This is a genomic window from Sphingobium limneticum (assembly GCF_008710155.1).
GTDB classification, from domain to species: Bacteria; Pseudomonadota; Alphaproteobacteria; order Sphingomonadales; family Sphingomonadaceae; genus Sphingobium; species Sphingobium limneticum.
In genome coordinates this window covers 1-18,015 of the sequence record NZ_VYPZ01000037.1, presented here as the reverse complement: position 1 = coordinate 18,015, position 18,015 = coordinate 1, and the positions used below count along the sequence as shown (strand labels likewise).

Below are 18,015 nucleotides of genomic sequence, written 5' to 3'. Positions count from 1 at the left end.
CACCGTGGCTGTTGAAAAAGTCCTACTGAAGGCTGCCGATCGTCTGTCGAAATCGCCTTTTTAGATTATGCGAGAGGTTTGCTTATCCGGTTCCACCTGAGACATCAGGAGCCACCTTGGGGTCGGGATCCTGTGCCTTGCCGGTTGCGGGTGCCGCTTTCTGGCTCGGCATAGCGGTGAGATAAGCAACGATCGCGTCAACGTCCTTCTCGGCCACCGGCGCCTTGTACACCTCACGCATCTTGGTGACGGTCGCCTTCCACTGGTCCGCCGATAGCGCAGGCTGAGTTAGCGCCATGCTGGCCGAGTGGCACGAAGTGCAGTTGGCGTTGATGACGTCGGCGTGCGGACCATCGGGGTAGGTAGCGTCATCGACCGGCAGGTCGACGCTGGTCGAGGCGAGCGAAAAGCCGCGGGCTGAGACGCTGGTGGGCGGTGCCGGCTCGGATGTCTCGGAGATCGGGGCAGGCGCCTTGCGGCTGCTCGGCGCCCCGATCGAGACGAGGATAATGCCGGTCAGGCCGATCAGGCCAGCGGCCATGATGCCGGGAGACGGGGTCTTCATGCTACTCGCTCCTCAGGCCGCGATGATGGTGGTGGTCTCGATATTGCCGCGCATGAACCCGCCCGGGTTCCAGATCGGCTTCATCGGCTGGGCGACACCGTTGGTGTTCCAGCAGCGCACCATGATCGGGTTGGCACCGCGTCGCAGCGGCACGCGACCATCCCACCGACGGAAGCTGTACCTGCCCTCGTCCGCTCCGAGCGTCGTCCTGTACCAGGTGCGGCCTCCGTCCGACGATACATCGACCTTGGCGACGCCGCAGTCGCCGCCCATCGCGATGCCGCCGACCGGGATCGATGCCTCATAGGCTATCGTCTGGCCATCGGGCAGGCTGGTCATCCAGCTGCGCGGGATCATGCGGTTGATGGGGACAGTCGGGAAGTCTCTGGCGCCGGGCGCGACATTCGCGCCCGGCGTCGCGGGGATCTTGTAGGCCTTGGCCATCCAATACTGGTCGTCGGGGCCGGGCAGTACCTCGATCGAGTTCAGCATCTTGACCCAATAGGTCGAGTACCAGCCCGGCACGATCAGCCGGCAGGGAAAGCCATTGAGGAGCGGCAGCTGCTCGCCGTTCATGCCGAAGGCGATCATCACTTCGCCGTCGCGGGCATGGTCGATGTCGAGCGCCTTCTCAAAGTCAGGGGCGCCCGCCACGACCGGTTGATCGAGCGCACCGAAGCGCACCTGCACCGCGCCTGTCTTGACCCCGGCGAGGTCGAGCACGTCGCGCAGGCGCACACCGAGCCATTTGGCATTGCCCATCGCGCCGTTGCCCCATTGCGCGCCGGCAACACGTGGCTGGAACAGCCCACGGCTGTTTCCCGAGCATTGGTTGACCGCCGCCATCTCGACCCGCGGCAGGCGCAGCAGCTGGGCGAGGCTGATCGACAGCGGTCGGTTGACGTGGCCGAAGACGTTGAGGCGGAAAGTCTCGACATCGATCGAGGTCGGGATGTCGGCCCAGTGCCAGCGGACGAAGAACTGGTCGTTGGGCGTGAACACCGACTTGTCGAACACGTCCATCGGCGTTTCCAGCAAGGGCGGATGGACACGCTGGAGGATCATGCTGCCCTTGCCGGGAAAGGCGCTGGTCATCGGCCGTTCGGCATTGCCGCCAGGCAGCTTCAGGTCGACGAGCTGCTGCGCCAGTGCCGGCGCGGCGGCAAGGCCGGCGGTACCGAGCGCGGCATGCCTGAGAAAGCGGCGACGGCTGGTCTCACTCGCCAGTTCGGCGTCGAAATTGTCCATGACAAGGCTCTCCTGTGGCCAGCCACGCTGGCGGATCGAAGGGGCGTTTCGCAAGTGATCGGACCGACTGATCCGATCATCATGGCGGATCAGTTCGGGGTGGCGATGCAGGGTGAGACGAACAGGTTGCCGCGCCATGCGCCGGCCAGCGTCTTGGCGCCGACGAGCAGCCACATCGCCGCAAGCGCGACTGTCAGCACCGTGCCGACGAAACCGAAGAAACCGAGGTTCAGCGTCGTGCCTAGGCGTAAGGTGGCGACGGTGTAGACGCCGAGCGGAAAGGTATAGCCCCACCAGCCCAGGTTGAACGGGACGCCGGCGCGCCAGTAGCGGATGGTGATGAGCGTCGCGAGCGCCAGCCACCACAGGCCGAAGCCCCACAGGCAGAGTCCGGCCACAACGCCGATCCCTTGCGCGACGGCACCGACACCGGCCAGCCCGTGCGCCGCGAGGATAGCCGGCGCGTCCGCCCCGAGCACCAGCATGCCCAGAGCACCCGTGCCGATCGGTCCCAGCGCCAGCCAGGAGGACGCCGCCATGCTCTCCTGCGGCAGTTTGTGGAGCGCCATGCGCAGGATGAGGATGGCGAGGATGCCGAACGCGACCGGCACCGAATAGGCCCACAGCACATAGGAGGTCGCAAGCGTGACGAGCTGCGCGTGAGGATCGGCCAGATGCGGCGCGAGCAGCCCGCCGCTGGCGCCCGCCACTTCGGCAGCGACGACCGGCAGCAACCATACCGCGGTCATGCCGTCCAGGCTGTGCTCGTGACGGGTGAACATCATGTACGGGATCAGCACGCCACAGGCGAGCGACATGGCGGCGTCGATCCACCACAGGACGTGTGCGACCGGTACGATGCCATTCCCGAACCGTGCGATGCCGAAGGCGAGGCAGCCGTTGATGATCGTCGCGAGGCCCATCGGGATGGTGCCGATGAACATCGACACGGTGTTATGCCCGAAGATGCGCCGCGCCTCGTGCCCGAACATCACCCAGCGCGCGCCATAAAGGCCGGCGAACAGCGCGAAGAGTGCGATATTGAAGAACCACAACACCTCGCCGACGGGTTTAAGCGAAGGCCCGATGCCGGGCACCTGCGGCAGCGCGAGCGCGAGGATACCGGTGCCCATCGTCGCGGCGAACCAGTTGGGCGTGAACTGACGAATCATCTCGCGGGGATGATCGAGCCGGCTGAGCGGCTTGAGGCCGCTGAGAACGGAGTGCGTGTCGGCAGTCATGCGACCTGCTCCTTGATGAGGTCCGTCAGCGCGTCGGCCGCGCGGGTGCGATAGCGTTCCTTGTGGCGCAGCGCGTGAAAGGCGCGGTCGGGCAGCCCGAGCGGCAGCTCGACAAGGTCACCGGCCTTGAGCGCGCGCGCGACGACCAATCGCGACAAGACGGCAACGCCGGCACCCGCCTCGACGGCGGTGCGCACCGCCTCGTTGGACGGCAGCGTCATCGCTATCGTCAGCTGGGCCGGATCAAACCCGCGCGTTCGCAGCACGTCCTCGAAGGTCGAGCGCGTACCCGATCCCAGCTCACGGACGATCCAGCGTTCAGTGCGCAGCCAGTCCTCGTCGACGCGCCCGGTGTCCTCGCGGCCGACCAGCACCATCGGATCACGCCCGACATGCCAGTGGGCGAGCGCCGGTTCGTCCACCTCGCCCTCGACGAAACCGAGCTCCGCCGCGCCGCTCAGGACCTGCGCTGCCGCACCTTCGGTGTTGTCGATCGCCAGTTCGACCGCGATCTGCGGGTGGCGTTCGTGGAAGGCGGCGAGCTTTGCCGGCAACCAGTAGCTCGCGATCGTCTGGCTGGCGACGATCCGCAATGAACCACGGGCAAGCCCGGCATAGTCCGCCAGCATCGTCTCGGCATGCGCTGCCCGCCCCAGCACCGCGCGCGCTTCCTCCAGAAAGCCGCGGCCTGCTTCGGTCAGCTGGATGCCACGCCCGACGCGGTGAAACAGAGGAACCCCGTAGCGCGCTTCGAGGGCAGCAATCGCGCCGGAGGCAGCGGACTGCGTGACGTTCAGCACCTCCGCTGCCTTGGTGACGTGTTCGCGCTCCGCGACACCGACGAAGATTCTGAGCTGCTCCAGGGTCATGCAGCATATATCGCGTACTTAGATCGATACGACCAACCGTTTGATATGGTCATTCCAATCTGGATATCGGAATGATCGGCAGCCTTTCGTCTGCGATGGTCTCGAAGACTTGGAGCGTTAGGCGGGCCTGCGACGTTTGATCGTCCATGACCGCTCATCACTGGCGGGGTGATCCTTGCGATGCTCGTCCTGTTCGTCGGCGCGCCGCTGGAACGCCACATCCGCGAGCGAGCCCGCCTGACGCCGGCCGAGGCCGCCAGGAAGGATGCCGAGCGCAAGCCCTGATCGCGCTGGCCCGCCCGGTGCCTGTCGGCGCTGAGGAGCAGCAAGGGCGCTATCAGGACACCAGCGCCGCATCGGCCTGCCGCCGGACTTCATCGGCAATCGGATGCAGCTCGGCCGCAGGCCGCTCGCCCACCACACTATAGCCGATCCCGTCGACTGCCCATGTGACCCGGCCCATGGTCCCGCTGGACGTGCTGGTCATGCTCGCAGTCTTGTCGATCTGCATAGGCCTCGTCAGCACCGCGAGTTTCGACGCTTGCGGTCCGTCGTAGAGGAGCAGTGCCGCAGGGCCGTGAGGCGTCGCGACCAGTCGCCCCCCACCATAGCGATAGCCGGCTGTGCTGAGGTCCGGGATGGTGACGCGCTCACCCAAACGGGCGGAGGTCCATCGGATCAGCATGGCGCGCTGATCCGGACCGATCTCCGCCGGTCGTATCCGGTCGGCGGCATAGACACGGAAATTGTCACTCGCCTCGTTGGCCAGCGCCGCGATGCCTGCGCGGGGTTCACCGCTCCACTTCGCGCTCGACCAACCACCGCCAAACCCGACCGCCAGCAGAAGTGACGCGGCGATGGCGAATTGCCATCGCGGCTGACGTTGCCGCCCCCTGATGGCTGCGACGCGCATCGTCGCCGGGATCGGTTCATCCGCGATCGGGGCAAACAGGGATGCAAGGGCTCGCGCCTGCTCCGCCTGTTCCCGCAAACGGGCATGCAGGTCCGGCTGGCCTTCAAGATAGGCGTCGACCAGGCGCTGCCGCTCGGGCGACAGCCTGCCATCGATCCATGCGGCCAGATCGTCCTCGCCGATCGGGCTGGTCATTGCACGCTCCTCAATCGCGGCCGTTCACCCTCCCGGAGGAGGGTCGCCAGTCGGTCGCGCGCCCGGGATATGCGCGACATCACCGTGCCCAGCGGCACGCCGACAACGGCAGCGACCTCCGCATAGGGCAGGCCCTCGACCGATACGAGGAGCAGCACCGTTCGCTGCTCCTCGGGCAACGCATCAAGGGCGCGCAGCAGGTCGCGGTGGTGTAGGCCTGTTTCCTGATCGGCCGGACGGCCGAGCGTGGCGTCGTCCACGAGGTGGAGCGGAACCGCTGTGCCTCGCCGGCTATGCTGCCGCTGATGGTCGACCAACAGATTGTGCAGGATCGTATAGACCCATGGGCGCACCTCCGCCCCGCGTCGTTGTCGCCAGCGCCCGACCGCGCGCTCGAGACAATCCTGCACCACGTCATCTGCCATTGCCCGATCGCGCAACCACGACCGGGCATAGCGGCGCAGACCGGGGATCAGGGGCTCGATCGCGGCGGCAAGCGGGTCCATGTCAGTCGCGCTGTACCTGCACGATGCGTCCCGGCGCGCCGTTCACCACCTCAGCGACCGCCAGAAAACGGCGGGGCGTCGCGGTGCTGCCTTGAACGATCTGCCGGATCGGACCCGACGCGTTGACGATCGCCGCACCCGCCGGGTTGCTCATGAAGTTGGCAAGCGGCTCTACAGCGCCGCTACCATCCGCGTTGGCGGTCAGCACGAGCATGTAGGGCTTCTTGGGCTGCAAACCGGTAACGGCACTCTGCACGACCTGAATGATGCCTTGGTCGAAGAGGGTGATGCTGCTTGCCGCACCCTTGCCGCCGATCGGCCCCATAGTCAGATGCAACGCCTTGCCGGCCGTGCCGAGCGGCTGGAGATTGTCGGTGCCGGGGCCTGTCGGAACAGCGTTCGGCACATAGGCGATCGCCTGCGGTGCCTGTCCGACCGGCACGGTAGCGACGACCGTGTTGCCAGCGGTGTCGATCGCGGCCAGCTCATCGGCATTCTCCAGCCCGACATAGATGCGCCGACCGTCGCCGGACGGCCAGACACCGTGCGGCATCTTGCCGACTGGAATGGTTGCCACCAGCGTGAAGTCGGACGTGCGGAACACCTTCACCGCATTCTCCCCGCCGACCGTCACATAGGCGAACTGCCCCTTGGCCGTGCGGGCGAAGTTGACGTGATTGGTGATCGGCCCGGTATCCAGCACCTTGAGGATTGTGAAGGGTGGCCTGGCATCGAATGCGACCGTCTTGCCGATGTCCTTTAGCGTAAACCACGCCTGCTTGCCGTCCGGCGTCGCGGCGATGTTGGGGCAGAATGGGCTCGGCTGCGCCACCTGTCCGACCTGTGCGTGGGTTGCGACATCGAACACGGCCAGCACCGGATTGAACGAGGAACAGACATAGCCGTATCGCCCATCGGGCGAGAAGATCGTCATACCCGGACCACCGGGCGTCTTGATGCGGCCGGTTTCCTTGTACGTCGCGGGATCGAGCACGGCGATATAGTCCTCGCCGCGAACGGTGACCCAGACCTCCTTTCCGTCCGGCGTGAAGAACGCCTCGTGCGGACTGCGCCCGACATAGGTCGTGTGTTTGACCGTGTTGGTGGCGGTGTCGATCCACGACACGGCATTCGATCCGATCGACACGACCGCCAAGGTCTTCCCGTCCGGCGAGAAGCCCAGGCCGTGGACCAGCACTTGTCCCTTGTAGAGCGGGGAGAAGTTCATCGGCTGCGGATCGCCGAGCTTGATGACGCCGAGCAGCCGGTTGTCGGCCGGGTCCGTCACCGACACCGTGTTGGAGAATTGTTCGGACGCATAGACGCGGTCGCGGTGGCTGACGGGCATGTCCTTGGCGTTCCACGGCGCCTGCTGCGCCATGGCGAGGCCCGGTGCGGCGCTCATCAGCAAGGCGGCCGAGCGCAGGATGGTCCGGATCATGTCAGTGCTCCATAGGGCTGTGGTGGTCGCCGCCCTGCGTCGGGGCCGGCGTCGAAGGCGGTAGCGGCTGACCGATCGCCAACTTCATAGCGGCAATCTCCTGCTGCTGATCGATGATGATCTCCTGCGCGATGCGCTTGAGCTGCTCGTTATGGCCGTAGCGCAGCTCCGCCACTGCCATATCGATCGCACCCTGATGATGCGGGAGCATCATCGTGACGAAGTCGCGGTCGACGTTGCCGGACGGCTTGACCATCATGCCCGCCATCATCCGGTCCATCGCGGCAGCCACCATGCTGGCGTAACCACCGGCAGGGGCGGCCGCGACTGCGCCTGTGAGCAGGGCCGAAGCAGTCAGACCGAGCATCCAATATCGTCTACGCATAAGCCTCCGGCGCATCAGTCCTGAAAGCATAGACGACGCTCGTCCGGGTTTATTCCATGGGTGAGCCGGTTATCAGCCTTCCCGATTGGGAACCTCCAACGGGACGACCGTGACCGACACAAAAATCCGCTGTATGCCCGCCGGGGCTTTCCCAAAATATGTTCCCGAAATATGAGTCCCGAAATTCGCTGTTTGAGATGGGATAACGGGACTCATGCTGGTTGGTTATGCGCGTGTCTCGACCTCCGACCAGGACCTGACGCTACAAACCGATGCGCTGACCAAGGCTGGCTGTGAAAAGCTGTTCACCGACAAGGTGAGCGGCGCGAAGCTGAACCGTCCCGGTCTGACCGAAGCTCTCAATTTCGTGCGGGCCGGTGACACGCTGGTGATATGGAAGCTCGATCGCCTTGGCCGATCGATCGGGGGCCTGATCGAACTGGCGGCGGACTTGTCCGCTCGGAAGATTGATTTCCGGTCCCTGACGGACGGGTTCGACACGGCAACCCCATCGGGCCGTCTGCTGTTCCATATCCTCGCTTCTGTCGCGGAGATGGAGCGCGAACTGATAAAGGAACGGACGATTGCCGGTTTGGCAGCGGCACGGGCCAAGGGCGGCACGGGCGGAGGCCGCAAGTCGGTCATGACGCCTGACATGCTCGATACCGCCCGCAAGCTGCTCAAGGCTGGCGACAAACCGGCGAAGGTCGCGAAGCTGCTCCAGGTCGGCCGTTCTACCTTCTATCGCCACTTCCCTGCGGCCGAGCGCGAACCCGGCTAACCGGCGTCAGAAGATCGTCGCGTAGTAGGATTGCTCGAACCGGCCACGGCTGATCCGGGCCATGCGCTCGATGCGTTCCGGCACCGGGGGCGGGCGACGGTTCCGGGCCGGTCTTGCGTCGGTGCGGGCTAACAGCACGAGATTGGCAATGGCCGCGCCCAACAGAAACTCTTCTTCGGCACCGCGCAGTCCGCGAAGGTGCAGGCGGGTCAGCCCTCGCTTGCCTTTGGCATCGGCGAACACCCGCTCGACACCCCGGCGCAGCCGCATCGACCGCTTGAATAGCGGCGTCTGCATCTCGCCGCGCACCATCTCACGCACGTCCTCATATTCGCTGTGCGTGACCGACCTGTTGCTGCCTGCGGTGCATTTCCGTTTGAGGTGACAGGCGCGGCAATCGGCAGGACTGGCGCTGTATCGGAGAAAGCCCGCCCGACGATCGGCACCGCGAAAGGGGCAGACATAGCGGTCCTGCTCCCGCTCATAGCGGAAGGCTTCGCGGGGGAATTTGCCCTTGGTCTGTTCGGATCGTTCCAGCACCGGGATATGCGGGATGGTGCCGCGATCGGTGACGAACGCCAGGAACGCAGCGCTGCCATAGGCGGTGTCGGCCGCGACACGCTTTGGCCGATAGCCGAACCGATTGTCGGCCCGTGCCAGCATGGTCCGCCCCGCATCGACTTCCGCGGCGAAGCGGGCGGGACTGGCCTCCACGTCGATCGCCACCCCTCCCGGCGTGTCAATCAGGACATTGAAGGCATAGCCGAACCGGCCCCGCGCCGTGCGCGCCGACCATGCCGACGCCGGATCGGTGCGTGACACCTCGGCCGGTTTGCCACGCGGTACGCCATGTTCCTGCGGTGGAGCATTGGCCTGATCCGCCAGCCATTCACAAACCGGGCGGGGAAGCCGGGGCGCGGCCATGTCGGCGTCCCGCATCTTGCGCTGCCAGCTTGCATCGGCCGCGACGAACGATGCATCGATTGCGGCATCCTTGTGGGCGATCAGCCCCGCATCGGCGCAGCGCCGCACCGTCTGCTCGAACAGGATGCGGAAGATGCTAGCATCGCGGAAGCGGCCATGCCGGTTCTTGCTAAACGTCGAGTGGTGCGGCACCGGCGCGTTGAGCGGCAATCGGCAGAACCAGCGATAGGCGAGGTTGAAGCGGACTTCCTCACACAGACGGCGCTCCGACGTGATGCCATAGAGGCGAGCGATCAGCGCCATGCGGACCAGCAATTCAGGCGGGATCGAGGGACGCCCACGGCAACTGTAGTGCGGCGCGAGCGCATCGCGCAGTTCACCCAGGTCGATCAGCCCGTCTATCCTGTGCAGGATATGATCGGCGGGGATCATCGCTCCCAGCGCCCGCCAGCTTGCGCCCTTGCCGCCTCGCTGTTGCTCACCCATCATGGCCGCTGCTCCCGATGTGTCGAAGCAGGGAACCCGTTAGGAACGCGATCGGATCACCCGGCCTTTTTTCAACAGCCCCGACCGGTTTTGACACCTAAGTGGTTGTATATTGGTCAAGCAATTCGATCACGGCACAACTCGCCGCCCCGTCGCCCTCGCAACGGTCGATCGTCGTGGCAAGCAGGCTTTCGAGTTGCGCTAGGTCTGCCATTTTCGCGCGAACCCGCTCCAGGTGGTGGGCCGCGATCTCGCGGACCTCACTGCACGACGCCTGCGCGGGACCGCCAAGTGACAGGATCGCGCGCACCTCGGCCGGGGTGAAGCCGAGTTCACGCGCGCCACGGATGAATCCAAGGACGCGGACGTGGCCGGCCCCATATACTCGCCGGCCCCCGCTCGTGCGGGGTGGGGTCGCCACAATGCCGACGCGCTCGAAATAGCGGATCGTCTCGATGTTCACGCCGGTTCGGCGCGACAACTCGCCGATAGCTAGGCCTTTCTCATCCCTCATAATTCGCTTGCTCCTGTAGCCGCTACAGGAGGCATTAGGGGGTTATTCCGCCGGAGACGACTGATGAATAAAAGGATTTTGCCGCACGAAACCCTGGCCGCTTCCGCATCGCCACGCCGCGCCGACGCGGGGCTATCCGCCCTGGGTGCGCTGGCGAGCTTCGGCGCGGTCCTAGCCGCCGCATCCTGCTGCGTCTTGCCGCTCGCGCTGGCGGCGCTGGGCGTGGGGGCGGGCCTGTCGAGCACCTTCGCCGCGCTGATGCCTCTGCGCTGGGCCCTGACGGCGCTTTCCCTCGTCGGCCTGGCTGCCGGGTGGTGGGCGTATGTGCGGCGTCGGAGGACCTGCGCTGCGGATCGGTCCTGCACCGTGACCCTACCGTCCCGCGCAACTCCGATCATGCTCACGATCGGCACGACCCTGACGCTGACCGCGCTGATATGGGATCGCATTGAAGCGCCGCTTATAAAGGCGCTTTCCTGATGCAGCTCACCTCCACGCTGACCTGTCCCGAGTGCGGCGGTGTCGCGACCGAGACGATGCCCACCAACGCCTGCCAGTTCTTCTATGATTGCCGACATTGCGCGGCGGTGCTGCGGCCCCTGGCCGGCGACTGCTGCGTGTTCTGCTCGTTCGGCGATGTCCCATGCCCTCCGATTCAGGAGGCGAAGGCGAACGGGACCGTGGCGGGCTGCTGCGGGTGAGGGGGTATCGCACCTTTCAATCCGGGATGAGCGCGTAACCCCGGATTTGTAGATTCGCCAAGGTTGTAAGCGCCGAATCATCGATCTCAACGCCCGAAGCCACTTGGTTCGGCATGATCTCATTTCCGACCATGGCCTGACTGCAAACGCGGATTGAAACACCGGCTTTCTGGAGAGCGGCAATCAGCGCAGCGTTCGGGTTGGCCGCTACCTTCATACGCGCCGCATATGGCGCGTTCTGCAGGACGAGCGGGGTCGCGGGACCATGAATGATGACGGCGATGTCACCAGCCGGATGGACCTTGTCCGCGCCTAGCAGGTTCACGAAGCGCGCGACCTTCTCAAGGCTGGGATTCACTTTGTCGGGAGAGCTTGCGGCCTTGGTGACATTGAACAAGACGCGGTAGCGAAGCTTGGGATCGGGCCGCTCGGCAGCACTGGGCACGGCCACGATCCCGCCAAATCCCGGTATTACGGGATAAACCAGATTATCCTGTGCAGCTAGCGAGGTGCCGCCGGTCAGCATCGTTGCCGCGAGCAGAAATGTGGCGAAAGCTCTTTTTGGCAACCTTGCTCTCCTGTTGGACGGTAGGCGCTGCATAAACTCTCCAGAAGTGGGAGCCTACGCCTACGCAACACTGAACTGGCCCATCATTCCATTATCCTCATGTTCAAGGATATGGCAGTGATACATGAAGGGAGCGCTCTTGGCCGGCTGATCAAATCGGATGAGAAGCTCCACCGGTTCCTTGACGAGGACCGTGTCGCGCGGCCCCTGGTCGAGAACATCGGGCTGCCCGCCACCGCGGGTGAGAACATCAAAGTGGACGCCGTGAATATGGATCGGGTGGCGCATCATTTCGCCAGACACCTCCCATATTTCGGTGGAGCCTAGCTTCACCGTCTCATCGATGCGATTCATGTCGAATGGCTTGCCATTGATCGTAAGGCCGCCACCGCCGCTTCCTGAGCCCATCATGCCGCCCATGCCCATGTTGAGGCTCAGACGGCGACGGCGCACCGCCTTGCTGGCGTCGGGCCCAGTTCGTGATGCCAGAAGGGTCGGCACGACGCCGCTGGCACGAGCCTGTCCCAACGGCCGTGGTTCAAACCGCAGCACGGTCGCTGGTGCCGCGGCATCGGTCCTTCGGGCGCCACGCCCCATCATACCCATGCCGCCCATCATCGAGCTGTTGGTATCAGCCGCCGTCACCAGCGAGGCGGACCTACCGTCCGTGAAGTCCACGAGAAGCTCGGCACGTTGGCCCGGCGCCAAGGTTATGGCTTCCAATGCCACTGCGTGTTCGAGCAGCCCCCCTTCGGTTCCGATCCAGTGAAAGCTCCGCCGATCGGAAAACGACAGCTCATAAATCCGCGCGTTCGATGCGTTGACGAGCCGCAGGCGAACCAACCGATTTGGCACCGCCGCCAGCGGATTCACCGCGCCGTTCACAAGGATCGTGTCGCCGCGCCGGCCCTGCATGGCGACCATCATGCCGCCTGGCATGACAAGGCGACCATTTTCGAACTGGCGATCCTGGATGAGCAGGGGCAGATCGTCCACGCCATATTCTGACGGGAGCCCCAGGCCCTGCTCTTCGTCGTCGGTTACCAGCAACGCCCCAGCCAGGCCCGAATAGACTTGCTCGGCCGTCAACCCATGGACGTGTGAGTGATAAAGGAGGGTCGCTGCGGGCTGCCGGATCGGGAGCGTGGGCCGCCAGGTCGCGCCCGGCGCGATGATCTGATGGGGGCCGCCATCCAGCTCTCCGGGGATCAGAAGCCCGTGCCAATGCACAGTCGTGTCCGCGTTGAGCCCGTTGGTCACGACAGCCGCCACGTCGTCGCCACGGCGCACCCTGATCGTCGGTCCGAGATAGCTGCCATTATACCCGAGCGTGTCACTCGGCCGGCCTGGATAAAATGAAGTCGTTCCGGACTGGACCCGTAGCGCGAATGAGCGGCCAGGCCGTGCGTCCAACAGCGGCGGCATCGGAAGCGGGTTTGCACCTCCCCCGCCGAGGCCCGGCGTGGAGCGCGAGCAAGCGGTGGTTGCGAACAATGCCGCTCCGCCAGCCAACAGCGAACGTCGATCGAGCATCTAAATCTGTCCCAGCGTGCAGCGCAGCTCGGAAGCGATACGGACAGCCTGGTCGATCAGCATGGGGTTACCTCGCACTCCGGCGCTTCGAAGGAGCCTCGATGGCTTGGCGAAATAGTAGCTCACGGGGGGAACCTCCTAGCTGGCGCTTGATCGAACACCACTCCATCATATATGCTACATATAAGATGTTTGGAGCAACTGTGCCACCTTCCCTCGTTAAAATGTCTCCGGAGCTTCTGGAGGAAAAGGCCGGCGAAGCGGAAGCGTTCCTCCGTTCGCTTGCGAGCCGGCACCGTCTGATGATCCTGTGCAGCCTGCTCGGCGGGGAGTTGTCGGTAACCGATCTGGGCGAACGCCTCGGACTGACACAGTCGAATTTGTCCCGCCATCTGGCCACGCTGCGCGACGAAGGCCTGGTCGGAACACGGCGGGAGAAAACGACGATATTCTACCGCATCACGTCCGAGCGCGTGCTGCCGATCCTGACGGAACTCTACGCACTCTTTTGCGCCGGTGACGAAGCTGAGAGCAGAGAATCCTGACGATGGAGGGTTTCACCCCATTCTCGGCCATCGTGGGCGGCGCGCTAATCGGCCTCTCGGCTTCCTTCCTGTGGATCGCCAATGGGCGCATCGCTGGAATCAGCGGCATCGTCGGCGGGGTGCTTGCGCCTGTCCGCGGCGAGATGGCCTGGCGCGCAACATTCCTGGTCGGCCTGCTCGCCGCGCCCTTGCTCTACCGGGCGGCGGGCGGCCTGCTACCGGACCTCACGTCGCCGGCCCCAGTCGCCGTCGTGATCGCAGCCGGCCTTCTGGTGGGATTTGGGACTCGGCTCGGGAGTGGTTGCACCAGCGGGCATGGCGTCTGCGGAATAGCGAGGCTCTCGCCCCGCTCGCTCGCCGCGACAGGCGTCTTCCTCATCACAGCGGCCGCGACTGTGTACGTCGCCCGACACGTCATCGGACTCTGAGCAATGAGGAAGCTGCTCATCGCGCTCGCCTCGGGGCTCATTTTCGGCTTCGGCCTGATCGTCTCCGCCATGATAGCCCCCAGCAAGGTTCTGGCGTTTCTTGATGTCGCCGCGCCGTCGTGGGACCCGAGCCTTGCCTTGGTGCTGGCCTCGGCCGTCATGGTTTCAGCGTTGGGATTTGCACTCGGCCGAAGGCGCGATGCTCCGCTTTTCGCACCGGCGTTCAATGGGCCATCGTCCCGGTCCCTGGACAAGAAGCTTCTCTCGGGCGCGGCTTTGTTCGGCGTCGGATGGGGCCTCGTCGGCTACTGCCCTGGTCCGGCCCTGGTCGCCCTGAGCCTCGGAGCGCCGGCGGCGCTGGTGTTCGTCGTGGCGATGCTGGCGGGCATGGGCGTCTTCGCCCTTCAGGAACGTTATCGCGCAGCCAGGCCCGGGGCAAACCCATGACGCCGGTCGACATCCTCACGCTCATATCCGGTGTCGTCGTCGGCTTTACCCTCGGGGTGATCGGCGGCGGCGGCTCGATCCTTGCCCTGCCGTTGCTGCTGTATGTCGTGGGCATGAAGGACCCGCACGTCGCGATCGGCACGAGCGCGCTGGCGGTGGCCGCCAATGCCTTCGCCAACCTGATCCAGCACGCCCGGGCCGGAACCGTGAAGTGGCCCTGCGCCCTCGTCTTCGGGGCATCGGGCGTCATAGGCGCCCTGATCGGCTCCACCCTGGGCAAGATGGTGGCGGGTCAGCATCTCCTGGTGCTGTTCGCAGGCGTGATGATCGTGGTGGGGGTTTCCATGCTGCGCGGCAAATCCGGCGGCGGCGACCCGGGCGTGCGGATCACGCGCCCCATCGCTGTGCGGCTCGTGGCGATCGGCCTTCTCGCCGGCCTCCTGTCAGGGTTCTTCGGCATCGGCGGCGGCTTCCTGATTGTGCCCGGCATCATGCTCGGCAGCGGCATGCCCATCCTCAACGCGGTCGGATCGTCGCTGTTTTCGGTGGGAACGTTCGGATCGGCGACAGCCCTCAACTATGCCCTGTCAGGACTCGTGGATTGGCGCGTGGCCGGCTTCTTCATCGCTGGCGGGGTCGCTGGCGGCGTCGCCGGCATGCAAACCGCCATCCGGCTCGCCGATCATAAGGGCTTGCTCACCCGCATCTTCGCTTTCGTCCTGCTGGCCGTGGCCGCCTACATGCTGTTCCGCAGCCTGGGCGGGATCGGCGGCTAGACACCATTGGAGACCGATCATGATCTTTCGTCAGTTGTTCGAGCCGGAGTCCTCGACCTACACCTACCTCCTCGGTTGCCCGGAGACGCGCAAAGCCGTCCTGATCGATCCTGTCCTCGAAACGATCGAACGCGACCTTGCCGCGCTTCAGGAACTGGATCTCGAACTGGCTTATACGTTGGAGACGCATGTGCATGCGGACCACGTCACATCGGCCTGCTATCTGCGCAGCCTTACCGGCTCCAAGATCGCGTACCCCGCCATGGACGGCCTTCCCTGTGCTGACGTGGGGGTCGCCGAGGACCAGCCTTTGACTGTCGGCGAGCTCAAGCTTCAGCCGCTGTTTACGCCGGGGCACACCGACGCCCACCATACCTACCTGGTTGAGCAGCCCGATGGTCTTCGCGCCTTCACCGGCGACGCCCTGCTAATCGACGGCTGTGGCCGCACCGACTTCCAAAACGGTGACGCCGCCACCCTTTATCACTCCGTCACGCAGAAGATTTTCACGCTGCCGGGCGATGGTCTGATCTACCCGGCTCACGACTACAATCATCGCCACATCACGACAGTGGCGCAGGAGCGTGAACGGAACCCGCGCCTTGCGGGCAAGACCGTTCAGGAATTCGTCGCGATCATGGCCGCTCTCGATCTTCCCTACCCAAAGAAGATCGACGTTGCCGTTCCGGCAAACAAGCTTTGCGGTGATTGCCCGACAGATTTGCCGGAAATGCTGCGCCAGATAGGCGGCAAGTCCGAGCAGGGCTGAGCCATCCGATACAGGTTCATTTACAGGAGAAAGTCGATGCCAACACGCACCTCGAAACAACTGGTTTCCGAAGCGAATGCGATTGTCGAAACTATCGCGCCTGACGATGCAGCCAAACTTGTCGGCAATCCCAAGGTCCAGTTCGTTGACATCCGCGAGCCAGGGGAAGTCGCAAAATCGGGGCTGGTGGCTGGTGCGGTGCATGTCCCGCGTGGCCTTCTGGAATTCCAGGTCGATCCTGAAAGCCCCACCCACAATGCCAAACTCGCCAGTGGATCGCGGTTGGTGCTCTATTGTGGGTCCGGCGCCCGCTCGGCGCTGGCCGCAAAATCACTCAAGGAGATGGGCGTGGAGAATGTCGCCCACGTCCCCGGCGGGTTTGCGGCGCTCAAGGATGCCGGCGCTTCAATCGCACCGGAATAACCCATGGCGCGCTCGAGCGCCGCTTCTCGCAGGCAGGATACAATCCTTGGATAGCCATATCGCATTCGCCAGCCTCGGATTGAGCCCGATAGCCATCTCCATAGGCCCGCTCGACATCCGCTGGTACTCGCTGGCCTATATCGCCGGCATCATTGCCGGGTGGTGGTATCTGCTGCGGCTGCTGGCCCAACCAGCGGCCCCGATGAACCGCGCACAAGCCGACGATCTCGTGTTCTACGCGACGTTGGGCGTTATCCTCGGTGGCCGTCTCGGCTATGTGATCTTTTACGGTCCTGAGATGATCTTCGACCCCCTGCAAATCCTCAAGCTGTGGGACGGCGGCATGTCGTTCCACGGGGGTGCAGCTGGCGTCTCGCTCGCGCTGATCCTGTTCGCGCGACGACACGGCCTCGAATGGCTGCGGGTCCATGATTATGTCGCCTGCACCGTGCCGATCGGCCTGTTCTTCGGCCGCCTCGCTAATTTCGTGAATGGTGAGCTTTGGGGAAAGCCCACCGATGTGCCTTGGGCGATTGTGTTCCCCGGAAGTCGCGATGGCCTCGCGCGTCACCCGAGCCAGCTCTACGAAGCCGGGCTGGAAGGACTGGTCTTGTTTGCCGTGCTCGCGTGCCTTTTCTGGTTTACCAACGCCCGACGTCGCCCTGGCATGCTCGTCGGCGTGTTCCTTCTTGGCTATGGGCTCGCTCGCTTCATTGTCGAATTCTTCCGGGAGCCGGATGCCCAGCTTGTCGGCTTCACAGCCAGAACAGGGCTTCATATGGGTCAGTGGCTCACCGTGCCGATGATTGCCGCAGGTATCTATTTGATAGTCGCAGCTTGGCGCGCCGGCTCGCGCAACCAGCAGGGCAAATCAGTAAAAAGTGAGCCAGCAATCATGCCAAAATCGAGTTGCAGTGAATAGGAACTAGCGGTCGCTATCCTGCTGCTCCTCAAGGCTAGCACCAACTTTGATTGTGCATCGCACCGTCTCGCGCGTTCGGGCTGCGGCCTTGCTGCACCCTTCGATCGTTTCGCGATTGGCCAACACCATCCTGTCGGCCGCTATGATCGCGCGGAACGCGGTGGGCGAGGCGGCCTGCATCATCCGCTGCCCGCCTTCCCACATTGACAGGTCGAGCGCTCGCGCCGCCATCTTTTCCGGCCATTGCCAGCTCGCCGGCACGGCACGCGCGACGACGCCGGCGAACGCCGCCCAAAGCACCATGCCGAGCACCACTCCGCCGATCGCCGTCCACATCAACCAGCGGTTCTGCTCGTAGCCCCGCCGCGCCGATGCGGTGACGCCCTGAAGCGCCCGAGTTGCATCCTTCAGCTCTGCGGCTGCGGTCGCGATCGTCCGCCGGTCCTCGGCGCGGGCGTCACCGCCTGCCGCTACGATCCGGTCAACAACGTGACGCGGCGTTGCTCCGTCCCTGGCTGCCGTCACCAGCGCGTCGGCGCGCTGCAAGGTGGCGTCGATCTTCTGCACCATGCCCGCCAGCGTCTCGCTATAGGGGGCGTTTGCGGGAGGGGGCGGAATCCTACGCTAAGGATTTGGGCCAGCGATATTCCCCGGTTAGATTGATGTGTTCCCATCCCAACGGCGAGACGTGGGCGAGTAGATCAGGCTCGATATGGGTACCGCTGGCGGCCCGGGTATTGACGACCTCGCCGAGCTTCATGGTGTTCCAGAATATGATGATGGCGGCGAGCAGGTTCATTCCGGCGATGCGATAGTGCTGGCCTTCGCCGGATCG

General features: G+C 64.6%; 24 protein-coding genes. 10 read left to right on the top strand and 14 right to left on the bottom strand.

Features of this window, described 5'->3' with window-relative positions; genetic code table 11:
* Nucleotides 1–82 precede the first annotated feature (82 nt).
* The 8 genes from F4U94_RS21985 to F4U94_RS21950 form a co-directional block, all read right to left on the bottom strand.
* Nucleotides 83–565 carry a c-type cytochrome gene (locus F4U94_RS21985; RefSeq protein WP_021224435.1) on the bottom strand — a complete coding sequence of 161 codons (483 nt, stop codon included), beginning with the start codon at nt 563–565 and terminating at the stop codon, nt 83–85.
* A 12-nt stretch (nt 566–577) separates the two neighbouring features.
* Nucleotides 578–1,813: a molybdopterin-dependent oxidoreductase gene (locus F4U94_RS21980; protein WP_021224436.1), complete on the bottom strand. Its 1,236-nt coding sequence runs from the start codon at nt 1,811–1,813 to the stop codon at nt 578–580.
* 89 nt (nt 1,814–1,902) lie between these two features.
* Nucleotides 1,903–3,054, bottom strand: coding sequence for a TDT family transporter (locus F4U94_RS21975; RefSeq protein ID WP_037513249.1), 1,152 nt, complete (start codon nt 3,052–3,054; stop codon nt 1,903–1,905).
* The gene (locus tag F4U94_RS21970) at nt 3,051–3,923 is read right to left on the bottom strand and encodes a LysR family transcriptional regulator (RefSeq protein WP_021224438.1); all 873 of its coding nucleotides are present in this window, start codon (nt 3,921–3,923) and stop codon (nt 3,051–3,053) included. The genes F4U94_RS21975 and F4U94_RS21970 overlap by 4 nt, the downstream gene beginning before the upstream one ends.
* Before the next feature lie 337 nt (nt 3,924–4,260).
* The gene (locus tag F4U94_RS21965) at nt 4,261–5,031 is read right to left on the bottom strand and encodes an anti-sigma factor family protein (protein WP_021224441.1); all 771 of its coding nucleotides are present in this window, start codon (nt 5,029–5,031) and stop codon (nt 4,261–4,263) included.
* Nucleotides 5,028–5,537, bottom strand: a complete 510-nt coding sequence (locus F4U94_RS21960; protein WP_021224442.1) for an RNA polymerase sigma factor — start codon at nt 5,535–5,537, stop codon at nt 5,028–5,030. Before F4U94_RS21960 ends, F4U94_RS21965 begins: the two co-directional genes overlap by 4 nt.
* Before the next feature lies 1 nt (nt 5,538).
* Nucleotides 5,539–6,978, bottom strand: a complete 1,440-nt coding sequence (locus F4U94_RS21955; protein WP_021224443.1) for a YncE family protein — start codon at nt 6,976–6,978, stop codon at nt 5,539–5,541.
* Nucleotide 6,979: 1 nt separating this feature from the next.
* Nucleotides 6,980–7,363, bottom strand: a complete 384-nt coding sequence (locus F4U94_RS21950; RefSeq protein WP_228222241.1) for a DUF305 domain-containing protein — start codon at nt 7,361–7,363, stop codon at nt 6,980–6,982.
* A gap of 214 nt (nt 7,364–7,577) precedes the next feature.
* Here F4U94_RS21950 and F4U94_RS21945 point away from each other — a divergent pair, with 214 nt between their 5' ends.
* Complete coding sequence (locus F4U94_RS21945; protein WP_004212894.1) at nt 7,578–8,144, top strand: recombinase family protein; 567 nt, start codon at nt 7,578–7,580, stop codon at nt 8,142–8,144.
* A gap of 6 nt (nt 8,145–8,150) precedes the next feature.
* Here the strand turns inward: F4U94_RS21945 and F4U94_RS21940 are convergent, their stop codons facing one another.
* Entirely contained in the window at nt 8,151–9,557 is a 1,407-nt protein-coding gene (locus tag F4U94_RS21940; protein WP_120252791.1) for a transposase, read from the bottom strand.
* A gap of 94 nt (nt 9,558–9,651) precedes the next feature.
* Nucleotides 9,652–10,068, bottom strand: a complete 417-nt coding sequence (locus F4U94_RS21935; protein WP_021224446.1) for a MerR family transcriptional regulator — start codon at nt 10,066–10,068, stop codon at nt 9,652–9,654.
* A gap of 63 nt (nt 10,069–10,131) precedes the next feature.
* Between F4U94_RS21935 and F4U94_RS21930 the strand changes: the two genes are divergently transcribed.
* Entirely contained in the window at nt 10,132–10,548 is a 417-nt protein-coding gene (locus F4U94_RS21930; RefSeq protein WP_004213257.1) for a mercuric transporter MerT family protein, read from the top strand.
* Entirely contained in the window at nt 10,548–10,769 is a 222-nt protein-coding gene (locus tag F4U94_RS21925) for a GDCCVxC domain-containing (seleno)protein (RefSeq protein WP_004213258.1), read from the top strand. Before F4U94_RS21930 ends, F4U94_RS21925 begins: the two co-directional genes overlap by 1 nt.
* 16 nt (nt 10,770–10,785) lie before the next feature.
* Here the strand turns inward: F4U94_RS21925 and F4U94_RS21920 are convergent, their stop codons facing one another.
* Together F4U94_RS21920 and F4U94_RS21915 are read right to left on the bottom strand one after the other, a co-directional pair.
* Nucleotides 10,786–11,337, bottom strand: a complete 552-nt coding sequence (locus F4U94_RS21920; RefSeq protein ID WP_326868476.1) for a DsrE family protein — start codon at nt 11,335–11,337, stop codon at nt 10,786–10,788.
* Between the two features lie 60 nt (nt 11,338–11,397).
* Nucleotides 11,398–12,870 (bottom strand): multicopper oxidase family protein, encoded by a 1,473-nt coding sequence (locus F4U94_RS21915; RefSeq protein WP_007016074.1) that lies wholly within the window; start codon nt 12,868–12,870, stop codon nt 11,398–11,400.
* Nucleotides 12,871–13,058: 188 nt separating this feature from the next.
* On the opposite strand from F4U94_RS21915, the gene F4U94_RS21910 reads away from it, so the two are divergent.
* From F4U94_RS21910 to lgt, 7 genes are read left to right on the top strand one after another with little or no spacing between them, the layout of a single operon-like run.
* On the top strand, nt 13,059–13,415 hold the full coding sequence (locus F4U94_RS21910; RefSeq protein ID WP_218036647.1) for an ArsR/SmtB family transcription factor: 357 nt from the start codon (nt 13,059–13,061) through the stop codon (nt 13,413–13,415).
* Nucleotides 13,416–13,417: 2 nt separating this feature from the next.
* Nucleotides 13,418–13,843, top strand: a complete 426-nt coding sequence (locus F4U94_RS21905) for a YeeE/YedE family protein (protein WP_004213265.1) — start codon at nt 13,418–13,420, stop codon at nt 13,841–13,843.
* A gap of 3 nt (nt 13,844–13,846) precedes the next feature.
* Nucleotides 13,847–14,290, top strand: a complete 444-nt coding sequence (locus F4U94_RS21900; RefSeq protein WP_004213266.1) for a DUF6691 family protein — start codon at nt 13,847–13,849, stop codon at nt 14,288–14,290.
* Nucleotides 14,287–15,066 carry a sulfite exporter TauE/SafE family protein gene (locus tag F4U94_RS21895; RefSeq protein WP_004213267.1) on the top strand — a complete coding sequence of 260 codons (780 nt, stop codon included), beginning with the start codon at nt 14,287–14,289 and terminating at the stop codon, nt 15,064–15,066. The genes F4U94_RS21900 and F4U94_RS21895 overlap by 4 nt, the downstream gene beginning before the upstream one ends.
* Before the next feature lie 19 nt (nt 15,067–15,085).
* Nucleotides 15,086–15,835, top strand: coding sequence for an MBL fold metallo-hydrolase (locus F4U94_RS21890; protein ID WP_120252792.1), 750 nt, complete (start codon nt 15,086–15,088; stop codon nt 15,833–15,835).
* A 36-nt stretch (nt 15,836–15,871) separates the two neighbouring features.
* Nucleotides 15,872–16,258, top strand: a complete 387-nt coding sequence (locus tag F4U94_RS21885) for a rhodanese-like domain-containing protein (protein ID WP_004213269.1) — start codon at nt 15,872–15,874, stop codon at nt 16,256–16,258.
* A 46-nt stretch (nt 16,259–16,304) separates the two neighbouring features.
* The gene (lgt, locus tag F4U94_RS21880; protein WP_007016079.1) at nt 16,305–17,180 is read left to right on the top strand and encodes a prolipoprotein diacylglyceryl transferase; all 876 of its coding nucleotides are present in this window, start codon (nt 16,305–16,307) and stop codon (nt 17,178–17,180) included.
* A gap of 3 nt (nt 17,181–17,183) precedes the next feature.
* Here the strand turns inward: lgt and F4U94_RS21875 are convergent, their stop codons facing one another.
* Together F4U94_RS21875 and F4U94_RS21870 are read right to left on the bottom strand one after the other, a co-directional pair.
* Nucleotides 17,184–17,798 (bottom strand): DUF6118 family protein, encoded by a 615-nt coding sequence (locus tag F4U94_RS21875; RefSeq protein WP_228222247.1) that lies wholly within the window; start codon nt 17,796–17,798, stop codon nt 17,184–17,186.
* Nucleotide 17,799: 1 nt separating this feature from the next.
* Nucleotides 17,800–18,015: Tn3 family transposase (locus F4U94_RS21870; RefSeq protein WP_143560296.1), on the bottom strand; the 216-nt coding region annotated here is incomplete at its 5' end.

Coding starts and splice junctions, on each gene's coding strand:
- F4U94_RS21985 (WP_021224435.1), bottom strand. CDS start 565: ATGAAGACCCCGTCTCCCGGCATCATGGCCGCTGGCCTGATCGGCCTG.
- F4U94_RS21980 (WP_021224436.1), bottom strand. CDS start 1,813: ATGGACAATTTCGACGCCGAACTGGCGAGTGAGACCAGCCGTCGCCGC.
- F4U94_RS21975 (WP_037513249.1), bottom strand. CDS start 3,054: ATGACTGCCGACACGCACTCCGTTCTCAGCGGCCTCAAGCCGCTCAGC.
- F4U94_RS21970 (WP_021224438.1), bottom strand. CDS start 3,923: ATGACCCTGGAGCAGCTCAGAATCTTCGTCGGTGTCGCGGAGCGCGAA.
- F4U94_RS21965 (WP_021224441.1), bottom strand. CDS start 5,031: ATGACCAGCCCGATCGGCGAGGACGATCTGGCCGCATGGATCGATGGC.
- F4U94_RS21960 (WP_021224442.1), bottom strand. CDS start 5,537: ATGGACCCGCTTGCCGCCGCGATCGAGCCCCTGATCCCCGGTCTGCGC.
- F4U94_RS21955 (WP_021224443.1), bottom strand. CDS start 6,978: ATGATCCGGACCATCCTGCGCTCGGCCGCCTTGCTGATGAGCGCCGCA.
- F4U94_RS21950 (WP_228222241.1), bottom strand. CDS start 7,363: ATGCGTAGACGATATTGGATGCTCGGTCTGACTGCTTCGGCCCTGCTC.
- F4U94_RS21945 (WP_004212894.1), top strand. CDS start 7,578: ATGCTGGTTGGTTATGCGCGTGTCTCGACCTCCGACCAGGACCTGACG.
- F4U94_RS21940 (WP_120252791.1), bottom strand. CDS start 9,557: ATGATGGGTGAGCAACAGCGAGGCGGCAAGGGCGCAAGCTGGCGGGCG.
- F4U94_RS21935 (WP_021224446.1), bottom strand. CDS start 10,068: ATGAGGGATGAGAAAGGCCTAGCTATCGGCGAGTTGTCGCGCCGAACC.
- F4U94_RS21930 (WP_004213257.1), top strand. CDS start 10,132: ATGAATAAAAGGATTTTGCCGCACGAAACCCTGGCCGCTTCCGCATCG.
- F4U94_RS21925 (WP_004213258.1), top strand. CDS start 10,548: ATGCAGCTCACCTCCACGCTGACCTGTCCCGAGTGCGGCGGTGTCGCG.
- F4U94_RS21915 (WP_007016074.1), bottom strand. CDS start 12,870: ATGCTCGATCGACGTTCGCTGTTGGCTGGCGGAGCGGCATTGTTCGCA.
- F4U94_RS21910 (WP_218036647.1), top strand. CDS start 13,059: ATGTTTGGAGCAACTGTGCCACCTTCCCTCGTTAAAATGTCTCCGGAG.
- F4U94_RS21905 (WP_004213265.1), top strand. CDS start 13,418: ATGGAGGGTTTCACCCCATTCTCGGCCATCGTGGGCGGCGCGCTAATC.
- F4U94_RS21900 (WP_004213266.1), top strand. CDS start 13,847: ATGAGGAAGCTGCTCATCGCGCTCGCCTCGGGGCTCATTTTCGGCTTC.
- F4U94_RS21895 (WP_004213267.1), top strand. CDS start 14,287: ATGACGCCGGTCGACATCCTCACGCTCATATCCGGTGTCGTCGTCGGC.
- F4U94_RS21890 (WP_120252792.1), top strand. CDS start 15,086: ATGATCTTTCGTCAGTTGTTCGAGCCGGAGTCCTCGACCTACACCTAC.
- F4U94_RS21885 (WP_004213269.1), top strand. CDS start 15,872: ATGCCAACACGCACCTCGAAACAACTGGTTTCCGAAGCGAATGCGATT.